Source organism: Micromonospora sp. NPDC049580 (assembly GCF_040675595.1).
GTDB lineage: Bacteria > Actinomycetota > Actinomycetes > Mycobacteriales > Micromonosporaceae > Micromonospora.
The window spans coordinates 1-11,158 of the sequence record NZ_JBFAPG010000170.1 but is presented as its reverse complement, the minus strand read 5'-3'; the positions used below and the strand labels follow the sequence as shown (position 1 = coordinate 11,158).

The 11,158-nt window shown below is 71.5% G+C and carries 11 protein-coding genes and 1 tRNA gene; 3 read left to right on the top strand and 9 right to left on the bottom strand.

Going from position 1 to position 11,158, the window contains the following annotated elements:
• Nucleotides 1-68 precede the first annotated feature (68 nt).
• From AB0J68_RS16150 to AB0J68_RS16135, 4 genes are all read right to left on the bottom strand, one after another.
• Complete coding sequence (locus AB0J68_RS16150) at nucleotides 69-1,580, bottom strand: serine/threonine-protein kinase (protein WP_363939124.1); 1,512 nt, start codon at nucleotides 1,578-1,580, stop codon at nucleotides 69-71.
• Nucleotides 1,581-1,849: 269 nt separating this feature from the next.
• A complete protein-coding gene (locus tag AB0J68_RS16145; protein ID WP_354857371.1) occupies nucleotides 1,850-2,008 on the bottom strand; it encodes a hypothetical protein in 159 nt (52 codons plus the stop codon).
• A 62-nt stretch (nucleotides 2,009-2,070) separates the two neighbouring features.
• A complete protein-coding gene (locus AB0J68_RS16140) occupies nucleotides 2,071-2,844 on the bottom strand; it encodes an enoyl-CoA hydratase/isomerase family protein (RefSeq protein ID WP_363939126.1) in 774 nt (257 codons plus the stop codon).
• A 149-nt stretch (nucleotides 2,845-2,993) separates the two neighbouring features.
• Complete coding sequence (locus AB0J68_RS16135) at nucleotides 2,994-5,381, bottom strand: M4 family metallopeptidase (RefSeq protein WP_363939122.1); 2,388 nt, start codon at nucleotides 5,379-5,381, stop codon at nucleotides 2,994-2,996.
• Nucleotides 5,382-5,549: 168 nt separating this feature from the next.
• On the opposite strand from AB0J68_RS16135, the gene AB0J68_RS16130 reads away from it, so the two are divergent.
• Nucleotides 5,550-6,113 (top strand): hypothetical protein, encoded by a 564-nt coding sequence (locus AB0J68_RS16130; RefSeq protein ID WP_363939121.1) that lies wholly within the window; start codon nucleotides 5,550-5,552, stop codon nucleotides 6,111-6,113.
• Nucleotides 6,114-6,125: 12 nt separating this feature from the next.
• Here AB0J68_RS16130 and AB0J68_RS16125 read toward each other — a convergent pair whose 3' ends face one another.
• From AB0J68_RS16125 to AB0J68_RS16105, 5 genes are all read right to left on the bottom strand, one after another.
• Nucleotides 6,126-6,776 carry a histidine phosphatase family protein gene (locus AB0J68_RS16125; RefSeq protein ID WP_363939119.1) on the bottom strand — a complete coding sequence of 217 codons (651 nt, stop codon included), beginning with the start codon at nucleotides 6,774-6,776 and terminating at the stop codon, nucleotides 6,126-6,128.
• A 67-nt stretch (nucleotides 6,777-6,843) separates the two neighbouring features.
• Nucleotides 6,844-7,263 (bottom strand): VOC family protein, encoded by a 420-nt coding sequence (locus AB0J68_RS16120; RefSeq protein WP_354857380.1) that lies wholly within the window; start codon nucleotides 7,261-7,263, stop codon nucleotides 6,844-6,846.
• 34 nt (nucleotides 7,264-7,297) lie between these two features.
• Nucleotides 7,298-7,699 carry an AraC family transcriptional regulator gene (locus AB0J68_RS16115; RefSeq protein WP_355064370.1) on the bottom strand — a complete coding sequence of 134 codons (402 nt, stop codon included), beginning with the start codon at nucleotides 7,697-7,699 and terminating at the stop codon, nucleotides 7,298-7,300.
• The gene (locus AB0J68_RS16110; protein ID WP_363939117.1) at nucleotides 7,696-8,754 is read right to left on the bottom strand and encodes a hypothetical protein; all 1,059 of its coding nucleotides are present in this window, start codon (nucleotides 8,752-8,754) and stop codon (nucleotides 7,696-7,698) included. Before AB0J68_RS16110 ends, AB0J68_RS16115 begins: the two co-directional genes overlap by 4 nt.
• A gap of 103 nt (nucleotides 8,755-8,857) precedes the next feature.
• Nucleotides 8,858-8,931 (bottom strand) — tRNA-Thr (locus AB0J68_RS16105).
• 340 nt (nucleotides 8,932-9,271) lie between these two features.
• Between AB0J68_RS16105 and ugpC the strand changes: the two genes are divergently transcribed.
• Nucleotides 9,272-10,363, top strand: coding sequence for a sn-glycerol-3-phosphate ABC transporter ATP-binding protein UgpC (ugpC, locus tag AB0J68_RS16100; protein ID WP_354857386.1), 1,092 nt, complete (start codon nucleotides 9,272-9,274; stop codon nucleotides 10,361-10,363).
• Nucleotides 10,364-10,533: 170 nt separating this feature from the next.
• Complete coding sequence (locus tag AB0J68_RS16095) at nucleotides 10,534-11,121, top strand: hypothetical protein (RefSeq protein WP_355064361.1); 588 nt, start codon at nucleotides 10,534-10,536, stop codon at nucleotides 11,119-11,121.
• Nucleotides 11,122-11,158 lie beyond the last annotated feature (37 nt).

Below are 11,158 nucleotides of genomic sequence, written 5' to 3'. Positions count from 1 at the left end.
CGACCGGCCGGCGGGAACGGGGGGCCGCGTCGGGGTACGCCCCGGCGCGGCACCCGCCGGCCCCCGGGTCAGACGTCGCGTTCCTTGACCTTCGGCTTCGGGCGGCCGCTCGCGCAGTGCACACGGATCTCGCTGCTGTGCTCAGCCGAGGTCAGCTCGACCTGGACCTGCTTCGCCGGGCCGGGGTCGTAGGGCGCCGCCCGATAGCCCGACGCGGGCGTCACCGTGAGCAGTTCGGCCGATCCCCCGAGGCAGCGGACGGTGACCGTTCCGCCCTGGGCCTGCACCGTGACCACCGCAGGGTCGGTGGGCGTGGGTGTGGGCGTCGGCCTGGACGGGGTCGGTGCCGGAGTGGACCTTCCGCCCGAACCCGTCGATGGGCTGGTCCGGGGAACGGCCGGGGTGTTCCGGGCCGACGGGCCGGCCGGCGGACGGGCGGCGGACGGTTCGGGCTGCGCAACGGTCTGCGGCAGCCCCACAGTGGTGGTGCCACCCGTGCCGATGCCGGTTCGTGGAATGGGCCCGTCGTGCTGCCGGGTGCCGTAGTCGCCCAGCGACCCGGCCACCGCCACCGCGGCGATCACCGCGCCGCCGACCGCAAGCGCCACCCGACGCCGACGCCAGGGGTGTCGCTGGGAGGCATCGGTCGGGTCGGCGGTGACACCGGCGGAGGGCTCGGACGGCCCGTCGTCGACCGGCTCATCCTCGTCAGCCGCCGGCCCGCCCTCGGTCGCTCCGCCCGCGGCTGCGGCTACATCCGCCGTCGCCGTCCCGGCGGCAGCTCCGAGCAGGATGCGGGCCGCGTCGGCGGCCGAGGGCCGGTCGGCGGGATCGCGGGCCAGGCACCAGCGGTAGAGCCGGTGGATCTCGGCGGGGACTCCGTCGATCTCGGGCAACGGGTCGGGTTCGACGTGGACGTGGGCACGGAGCATCGCGGTCTGCGCCTCGGTGGCCCAGGGCAGCCGACCGGTGAGCGTCCGGTGCAGGAGCAGGCCGAGGGCGTACACGTCGCAGGCCGGCAGGACCTCGCCGGCCGCCAGGCGCTCCGGGGCGAGGTAGGCGGGCGTACCGAGCAGCCGTCCATCGAAGTCGATCTCGGGGTCGCCGACGGCCGCCGCGATACCGAAGTCGAGCACCTTCGCGCCGGTGGGGGTGAGCATCACGTTGCTCGGTTTCACGTCGCGGTGCACCAGCTCCTGGGCGTGCGCGGCCGCGAGTGCCGTGGCCACCTCGGCGCAGACCCGCAGCGCGGCGCGGGGTGGCAGCGGACCGGCGGCCAACCGTTGTTCGAGGGTGACGCCGTTGAGCAGTTCCAGCACCACGAACGGCACCTGGACGCCGTCGACGACCGACTCACCGAAGTCGTAGACGCCTGTGACGTACGGGTGCGACAACCGGGCCGCCGCCTTGGCCTCGGCCCGGATCCGCTGTCGGGCGTTGGCGTCCGAGGCGACGAGCACCTTCACCGCCACGTCCCGTTCGAGCACCTCGTCGTACGCCCGGTGGACCGCGGACATGCCGCCGCTGCCGAGGCGCTCCAGGAGCCGGTAGCGGCCCGCAAGCAACCGATCACGCTGCACGACGGACAGCCTGCCGTACCGCCCCGCCCCGACACCAGCCGGGATCGAGGTTTCGCAATGGATGGGTCCGCGGTGGCTGCGGCGAAGGGCTCTGGCCATCCACTTTGGCTGCCCGCCGTGTCGATGTGCTGTTGAGCGGTATACCTCAGAGGTATGAATATGACTCTGAGGTATACCGCTTACCACCGCATCCGCCCCCACCGAGGTGACCGAGGGTCACCGCTGGCCGCCCGCTGCGCCCACAGCCCCAAAGGCTAGGAATTACTCGTCTAGGGCTCGAACCACTTGCGGCGACCTGGCCGGCGGGGCGTACCGATGACGAATTGGCGGGCGAAGCCCATGAAGCGGTTGTACAACTCGACGGGGTCGGGCGGGTCCGGCAGGAGGTGGGCCAGATCGACGCTCGCCTCGAACAGGCACGAGGCCATGTCGAGCGTGAGGAGTCTCGGCTCGTCGGCGTACGGCGACGACGAGGCGTAGGCGACGAGCTTCAGCGCTCGGTCGGCGCTCGCCAGGCGAAGCGGGGTGCCCGGCGCTCCGCCATTGCCGCCACGCCCTCCCGGGCCTCGCCGCTGTCCGCCACCTTCCGGTGCCACCAGGCGATCCGTGCCGGTCCGGCCCGGTCGTCGACGATCTCCTTGGCAGCGGCGACGCTCAGCGGCGACCGCTGGGCGATCGTGGCGGTGAGGTCGTCCACCCGTGCGGCGAGCCGGTCGCCCGGCAGCACCTCGTCGACGAGGCCGATCCGCAGGGCGCGGTCGGCGTCGATCAGATCGGCGGTGAACAGCAGGTGCTTCGCCGCCGACGGGCCGACCAGCCGGGCCAGCCGCCGCGTCGTCAGCGCGGGGTAGACCAGCCCGAGCCGGGCCGGGGGTACGCCGAAGCGGGCGTCATCCGAGGCGATCCGCAGGTCACAGGCGACCGCGAGCTGAGCGCCACCCCCGACGCAGGCGCCCCGGATCGCCGCGATCGTCGGCTTGGCGAAGCCGGCCAGCCGCTCCTCGGCGGCCACCGCGATGCTGGTGTCGCCGGCGTCCAGCAGCTCGGCCAGGTCGCCGAGGTCGGCGCCGGCGCAGAAGGCGTCGCCCGCGCCGGTGAGCACCAGGGCCCGTACGTCGGGGTCGGGCTCCAGCCGGTCGAGCAGTTCGGGGAGCTGCCGCCACATGGCAGCCGTCATGGCGTTGCGGCGGGCCGGGTTGTGGATCACCACGGTCGCCACCGGTCCGGTCACCGCGACTGTCAGTTCCGCGTCCGACACGTTCACCCCGAATTCCACGCTGAAGCGAATCTTGGACAGTTTCCGTCAGGAGCTGACGGCAACTGTCCAAGATTGCCAGAGACATGACGGCGCGGACCCGGCGGCCACCGTTGAGGATGGCCGCCGGGCCCGGCTGTCGGTCAGGTCAGGTCAGATCAGGAGACGTTGAGAGCGGTGTCGTCGACCACGAAGGACGTCTGCAACGAGGAGTCCTCGACGCCGGTGAACTTCAGGCTGACGGTCTGGCCGGCGTACGCGGCCAGCGAGAAGGACTTCTGGCTGTAGCCGGTGGCCTTGTTCAGGTTGGAGTAGGTCGCCAGCGTGGCCAGCACCGTCCCGCCCGAGTTGAGCACCTGCACCGTGAGCTTGTCGTACGCGACGGTGGTGGTGGTCTCGGCCGAGTCGATGTGCAGCCAGAAGCTGACCGTGTACGACGAGCAGCCCGACGGGAGGGCCACCGACTGGGCGAGCGTGTCGGTGTGGCTGGTGCCGTACCCGTTCAGCCATGCCTTGTACGACCCGCCGTGGGCCGCCTGGCCGCTGTCGGTGGTGATCACGCCGGAGCTGGCCGTCCAGCCGGTCGCGCCGGACTCGAAGCCCGGGTTGGCCAGCTTCTGCCCCGGCGCGGTGCAGCCGCCCCCGGTGCCGTTCACGGTCAGCGTGTAGGTGGCGCTGCGGGTGACCGACCCCGCGCCGTTCACGGTGACCGAGTAGGTGCCGGGCGGGGTGCTCGCCGAGGTGCTGATGGTGAGGGTGGACGAGCCGCCCGAGGTCACCGAGGCGGGGCTGAACGCGGCGCTCGCCCCGCTGGGCAGGCCGGACGCGGAGAACGTCACGGTCTGCGCCGTACCGCTGGTGGTGGCGGTCGACACGGTGGTGGAGGCCGCGCTGCCCGGGTTCACCGAGCCGGCGGTCGGCGACAGCGACACGGAGAAGTCGTTGCCGGTGGAGCAGGGTGCGTCGTTGCCGGCCACGTTCACGGCCGTCCAGGCGGCCTGCACGGCCTTGTACTCGGTCGAGCAGCTGCCGTACAGGTCGGTCGCGGCCCGCAGGCTGTAGGCGCGCGCCGTGTTCGCCGGGTTGCTGGTGTTGACGTACGTCGTGTTGGAGGTGAAGTAGACGTCCAGGGCCCGGTACCAGATCTTCTCCGCCTTGGCGCGGCCGATGCCGGTCACCGCCGGGGCGGAGCCGCAGACCGGCGAGGTGCCGTACGAGGTGGCGCCGGTGCCCTCGGCGAGGTTGAAGTAGAAGTGGTTGCCGACGCCGGAGGAGTAGTGCACGTCCTTGTTCTTGGTGCTGGTGGACCAGCAGCTGTCGGACGAGCCGTCCAGCGACGGGTTGTACATGTAGCGCAGCGGCGTGCCGTTGCCGTTGATGTTGATCTTCTCGCCGACCTGGTAGTCGCCCGGGTCGCTCGGCGCGGCGGCGTAGAACTCCATCATGTTGCCGAAGATGTCGCTTGTGGACTCGTTGAGGCCACCGGACTCACCCGAGTAGACCAGGCCAGCCAGCGCCTCGGTGACGCCGTGGCTCATCTCGTGCCCGGCCACGTCCAGCGAGACCAGCGGGCGGGAGTTGCTGGAGCCGTCACCGTAGGTCATCTGGGCGCCGTCCCAGAACGCGTTGACGTAGTTGTTGCCGTAGTGCACTCGGCTGGGCACGCCGCTGCCGTTGCCGAAGATGCCGTTGCGGCCGTGGACGTTCTTGAAGTAGTCGAAGGTCTTCGCCGCACCGAAGTGGGCGTCCACGCCGGCCGACTGCCGGTTGGAGTTGGCGCCGGTGCCCCACGCGTTGTCGGCGTCAGTGAAGGTGGTGCAGGTGGAGGTGCCGTTGTTCATGTCGCAGGTGCGGCCGTTGCCGTGCGACGGGTCGATCATCTGATACGTGCTGCCGGAGAGCGTCGTATCGATGCTGACCGCGCCGGTGTAGATGCCCTGGCCGCTGCCGACCACCGACTCGATCTCGTCGAACGACCCGATGGTCGCGCCGGAGGTGGCGTCGGTGATCACATGCAGCCGCGACGGCGTCTGCCCGTCCGGCTGCCAGCCGCTGACCACCGTCTCCCAGGCCAGCCGGCCCTTGCCGGAGCTGGCGTCGACGAACAGTTCCGCAGCGCCCACGGTCTCGGCCTTGCCGCTGAACCCGGCGCGGGCCGCCTTCTTCGCCGCGGCGGCGGTGACCCGGGCCGTGGTGGGGAGGGTCAGCGGTGCGGCGAGTCCGACCGAACTGCCGGCGTAGGTGCCGTTCGGCGCGGTGTGGATGACGAAGTCACCGCCGTACACCCGGAGTCCCTGGTAGGTCCGGGCGTAGCGGGTGTGCGCTGCGCCGGTGGCGTCCACCTTGGTGCTCAGCACCTGGTAGGACTCGGCGCTCGAACCCTGGACGGCGCCGGGGTTCGTCTGCAGGACGGTCGCCGCTCGGGCCGCGGCGGAGGCGTCCGGCGCGGGAGCGGTGGGTGGGGCGGCGTGCGCCGCGGTGGCGACGCAGGTCAACAGGCCGCTGGTGAGCAGCGCTGCGCTGACGGCCGCGAGGGGTCGTTTCACGTGCCCTCCTGAAAGGAGAAAGGGTGTGACGGGGGTGGTCACGCATGTAGATATAGCGATGTGTTCAAGAAAAGAGAAGGCTTGGACCGCTCGCAGACATTGAGACTGGCCGAACGGATGAGGGCCTTGACAGGGGAACCAACGCTGGCAACGGCACGTCCGACGGACATGAGACCCGCCTCGACGACCGGCGTCACGATCGCGCTCCTGGCCGCCCTCCTGGCCGGCTGCACCGGCACCGACCGGGCCGCCAGCCCCGCCGACCAACCAGCGGCCACCGGCACCCCGCCGCCAGCGACCGCGACACCTACCGCTCCGAACGGCACCGCGCCGACCGGCACCGCGCCGACCGGGCCCGTGCCGCCTGGACCGGGTGCCACCGACGCCGCGGCCGGGCGGGTGACGCTGTTCCGCTCGGGCGGTTTCGCCGGACGCGGCGACACCGTGACAGTCGAACCGGACGGCCGGTGGACGGCCGTGGACCGGGCCGGCAGCCGTCGTAACGGAAAACTCGCCGCCGCCGACCTCGGCCGGTTCCGCGGCCTGGCGGCCGACCCCCGACTGACCACCGAGGCCCGCCGCACGGCCACCGCGACGAGCTGCGCGGACGCGTTCAGCTACCGCCTGACCGTCGGCGTCGTCGAGACCGGGTACGTCGACTGCCCCGCCGATCCCGCGCCGCCGCCGGCCACCCGTGCGCTCGTCGAGTTGCTGCTGCGGGTCACCGGCTGACCGACCGGCAGCTCAGACCAGGTAGTCCGGGGGCAGGCCGGTGCCGCGCAGCTCCGCCGGCAGGTGCGCCACGTCGTTGACGGTGATCAGGTTCGGCGGCCCGGCCGGGCCGTACCGGATGACGGTCAACCCCGCGTTGTGGTGGTTCAAACCCAGCCACCGCCGCTCCGGCGCGTCGAGGGCATGCCGGACCAGCCAGGCGATCAGGAAGGTGTGCGTCACCACCAGCTCACGAACCGGCTCGCCCTCGGCTGCTCCCTCGTCGGCGGCCACCGGACCCGTGAAGCGCCGCACCGCCGCCGCCGTCACCCGCGGCCCGTCGGCCCGCTCGGCCGTCGAGAATCCGGCCAGGAAATTGGCGTACGCCGACGGCAGGCCGGCCGGGTCCGTGTCGTGGGGGAGGTGGTCACCGGCCAGCTCCGTGGCGTACACCGGAACGCCGGGCAGTGCTGCGGCGACCACCTCGGCGGTCTGCGCGGCCCTGCGCAACGGCCCGTGGTGCACGGCGGCGAACGACCGGCCCCGCAGGCGCTCACCGAGCAGCGTGGCCTGCCGCCGGCCGCGCTCGGACAGGCCGGAATCCGGCTCGGTCGAGTCCGTGTCGGCGTGCCCGGTCAGGTCCTGCTCGCCATGTCGGGTCAGGTACAACAGCCGCGTTCGCATGCCGTACACCCAAACACACCGGAAGGCGCGGGACTGGCCCGCGCCTTCCGGTTTCTTGATCTTGGCGCTACGCCCGGGGGAACATCTGGCCGATGCGGATCTTGTTGCCGAACGGGTCGCGGATGCCGAAGTCGATCCCGTACGGGCGCTCGGTCGGCTCGTCGGTGATCTCGACGCCCTTCGCCACGAGCTCCTCGTGGGTCTTGTGGGCGTCGTCGGTGGTCATGAACAGGTACCCACCCAGGGCACCCTTGGTGAGCAGCTCCCGCACCTGCTCGGCCGTCGCCGGGTCCATGGCTGGCGGGCCCGGCTTCTCCAGCAGGATCTCGCGCTCCGGGTCACCGGGCAGGTTCACGGTCAACCAGCGCATGAAGCCGAGGTCCTGATCGGTGTTGACCTCCATGCCGAGCTTGTTGACGTAAAAGTCAAGCGCCTGGTCCTGGTCGAGGACGTAGATCTGGGAGCGGCTGATCGCGTTCATCGTCATGCCACGACCGTAGAGGGTGGCCCTGACCTGCTGCTTATCCAAAACTGCTGGGACGCGTCCAGGCCTTGGTGAAGCAGGACGGCACGTTGCCCGCCGCCGCGCGGCGACGCCGGAAATCCGAGGGGGACTCCCCCACGATCTGCCGGAACGTCCGGCTGAACGTGCCCAAGCTGCCGAAGCCGACCGCGTAGCAGATGTCTGTCACGTCCCGGCCCGTTTCCACCAGCAGCGCCATGGCCCGCTCCACGCGGCGGCGTTGCAGGTAGCGGTGTGGCGTCTCGCCGAAGGTGGCCCGGAACGTCCGGATGAAGTGCGCCTCGGAGACGTACGCGATCCGGGCCAACGCTGGGATGTCCAGCGGCTCGGCGTACGCCCGGTCCATCGCGTCGCGGGCACGCAGCATCGCCCGGTTGGACTCCTCCACAGCCCGGCTCACCGCAGGCCGCCCGGCGGAAGAACCGACGTCTGCGTCACGTCCTGGTCGCGCAGCTTGGCGTAGACGACCTCGGACGTGAACCCGCCGATGAACCCGATGGCCAGGACGAAGAAGACCAACTGCCGCGCCGCGTCACCGTCGAGCAGGCCCGGGTTGGTGGAGAGCTGCGCCGCGACGAACAGCAGGAAGGCGATCACACCGGCGGCCGAGCCCAACGCCGCCGCCCGCAGCCAGTTGCCACTGCCGTCGTACGCGTTACGCACGATCGCACCCCACACCGAGGCGAACAGCGGGGCGGCCACGAGAACCGCGACGTTCTGCCATCCGCCGGTCGGAGCGGCGTACGCCAGCGGGATCGTGGCGAGGGCGAGCAGCAGGAGGACCAGCGCGGTGACCAGGCCCGCCACCGTACGCCGCCCGGCAGCCCGCTCGGCCTCGCGGGAGGCGCGTTCCTGCTCGGTGCGGCGCTGCACCTGAGCGCAGAGCGCGGCGACGATCGGCTCGGCGGCGCCCGGCTGCCACGGTCGGGCGAGCAGGGCCACCTCCTCCTCGGTGGCGACGCCACGCTCAGTGCTGAGGCGCTGCCAGACCTTCTCCGCGGCTCCGCCGAACGCGGCGACCGCGGCGACCGGGATGCGCCGGGACAGTCCGATGAGCCCGGCGATGAACGTGGAGCGTTCGCCGCCCACCAGCAGCAACGCGTCGGCCATCAGCAGGGAGCGGTAGAAGCTGACCTCCCAGTCGTCGGTCGACTCGGGCACGACGGTGAACAGCTCCGGGTGCCGCTGGACCTCCTCGAAGTCCACGTCCTGCTGGTACCGACCACGGACCAGGATCGACCCGGGCATCGCCCGGCCGGTACGGATGTAGCCGCGCACGACGTCCCGTTCCAGGTACTCGGGATCGCCGGAGTACACGACGATGCGGCAGCCCTGGTTGGCGAGTGCCGCACCCAGTTCGGCCGCCGCGGCAGCCGCACCCTCCGGGTCGCGGATGGCGGGCGAGTAGGAGCGGCCCGCCTGCGCACTACCGGCGATAGCGACGACCGGGCCCATGCGACTCCTCGACGGTCGGTGATACCCGAACTATAGGAGTGGCCAACCATCGATGCCCTGCCGACGAGCCGTCGGGGGACGGCCGGACCGCCGAAATATTCGGAGCCCCCGGCCGGGATCGAACCGGCGACATCTCGCTTACAAGGCGAGTGCTCTGGCCAGCTGAGCTACAGGGGCGCGTGCGTCGAGGTCAGCATAGCGACTGACGTCTGAATATCCCGATCGCGAGGGCTCCCGAGCATGGGAAACGTCAACAACCCGACGCCCGTCGCCTCGAGGAGACGTCGATTGATGCCTGCCCGTGCCCGAGTGCCCGGAATGCGTGGGCAACGGATCACCTCCGCGGGCCGCTCGCCTTGGCAGCACGGGGAAACCCGTTTACCGTGCAGTGACACGGACGACACCACGGCCGCCCCCGCGGCCGACCGCCGTCCGCTGACCGGCACGGGTACGTGCCGGTCGCTCCTTCACTCGGATCGTCCGGCACGTTCCTGCCGGTGAAAGGAAGCGCACCACCATGGCTACGGTCACCTATTCCAAGGCGTCCCGGATCTACCCGGGCACCGAGCGTCCCGCCGTCAACGAGCTGGACCTCGAGATCGGCGACGGCGAGTTCCTCGTTCTCGTCGGCCCCTCCGGTTGCGGCAAGTCCACCAGCCTGCGCATGCTCGCCGGCCTGGAGGACGTGGACGCCGGCTCGATCTACATCGACCAGCGCGACGTCACCCACCTGCCCCCGAAGGCCCGCGACATCGCGATGGTCTTCCAGAACTACGCCCTCTACCCGCACATGACGGTGTACGAGAACATGGCGTTCGCCCTCAAGCTGCGCAAGACCTCCAAGTCGGAGATCGACCGGCGGGTCAAGGAGGCGGCCGGGCTGCTCCAGCTGGAGGAGTACCTCAGCCGCAAGCCGAAGGCGCTCTCCGGCGGTCAGCGTCAGCGTGTCGCGATGGGCCGGGCGATCGTCCGCGAGCCGCAGGTCTTCCTCATGGACGAGCCGCTGTCGAACCTCGACGCCAAGCTGCGGGTGCAGACCCGTACCCAGATCGCCTCGCTGCAGGCCAAGCTGGGCGTCACCACGGTCTACGTCACGCACGACCAGGTCGAGGCCATGACCATGGGCCACCGGGTCGCCGTGCTGCTCGACGGTGTCCTCCAGCAGGTGGACACCCCGCGGGCGCTGTACGACACCCCGGCCAACGTGTTCGTCGCCGGCTTCATGGGCTCCCCCGCCATGAACATCAAGACCGTTCCGCTGAACGAGCAGGGCGCCGAGTTCGCCGAGCTGCACATCCCGCTGACCCGCGAGCAGGTCGCCGCGGCCCGCGCCGAGGGTGGCGACGGCAACGTGACCGTGGGCTTCCGCCCGGAAGACTGCGACCTGGTCAGCCCGACCGAGGGCGGCATGCCGGTCGTCGTCGAGCTGGTCGAGGACCTCGGCTCGGACGCCAACGTCTACGGGCACGCCGCGCTGGGTGGCAACTCGGAGCGCTTCGTCGTCCGCACCGACCGGCGCACCATGCCGAACATGGGTGACACCGTGTTCGTCAAGCCGCGCACCGGCCGCAGCCACGTCTTCCACGCCGCCACCGGCAGCCGGATCTGACGTAACGAAGTACCGCAAAGGGGCGGTCCGCTTCGGCGGGCCGCCCCTTTCGTCGTACCCGGGGACGGCTTCTCACCCCGCGGTGCCAGCACCAATGTGGCTCCGCGGGGTGACTCGGCAGGGCGGGCCGCGCCCGTAGCGTCGCGGCACGCTCAACCCGAGGAGACGCCGTGTCCGCCACCGCCACCGCTCACCCGACCATCCGTTCCCGGCCGTACCGGACCGCCCGCCTGGCCGGCCGCAGCCTCGCCTACTGCGCGACGCTGGCGCCGGTCGCCCTGCTCGCGCTGGTGACCGCCCCGGTGGGTGGGGCCGGTGCCGCCGCCGCGCGGTGGCGGACCCTGCGTACCGGGCTGCTCGGAGCGCCGCCGACGCCCGCAACCGGCCGGCGGCCCGGCCCGGTCGCGGTGCTCGGCCACGGGCTGCTCAGTCTGCTGCTCGGCGTCGTGGCCCTCGTGCCACTCGGCGTCGAGCTGCTGATGGTGCTGCGCGGCGTGCTGTACGGCATCGTCGACAGCGGTCCGTACGACCACTCCTGGGGTGGCCCGACCCGGGCCGGTGCGTGGCTGGCGCACTTCCTCGTCGGCCTGCCGATGGCCGCCGCAGCCCTGCTCGCGTTGATCGGCATCGCCGCCGTGCACCAGCGGCTGACCCGACGTCTCGACGGGGAGCGCGCTCCGGCGTGGCTGATACCGGTCACGCTGCTGATCGCGGTGGCCGGGGCGCTGCTCTTCGTCGCCTGGACCCACCAGATCTGACGACGAGGCCCCCGCCCGGTGCGGGAGGGGGCCTCGT

Bases quoted from the DNA above. Each gene is read 5' to 3' on its own strand.
- AB0J68_RS16120 (WP_354857380.1), bottom strand. From the start codon at position 7,263: ATGACGATGAACGCGATCAGCCGCTCCCAGATCTACGTCCTCGACCAG.
- AB0J68_RS16130 (WP_363939121.1), top strand. From the start codon at position 5,550: ATGAGACCCGCCTCGACGACCGGCGTCACGATCGCGCTCCTGGCCGCC.
- AB0J68_RS16145 (WP_354857371.1), bottom strand. From the start codon at position 2,008: ATGGCCTCGTGCCTGTTCGAGGCGAGCGTCGATCTGGCCCACCTCCTG.
- ugpC (WP_354857386.1), top strand. From the start codon at position 9,272: ATGGCTACGGTCACCTATTCCAAGGCGTCCCGGATCTACCCGGGCACC.
- AB0J68_RS16110 (WP_363939117.1), bottom strand. From the start codon at position 8,754: ATGGGCCCGGTCGTCGCTATCGCCGGTAGTGCGCAGGCGGGCCGCTCC.
- AB0J68_RS16125 (WP_363939119.1), bottom strand. From the start codon at position 6,776: ATGCGAACGCGGCTGTTGTACCTGACCCGACATGGCGAGCAGGACCTG.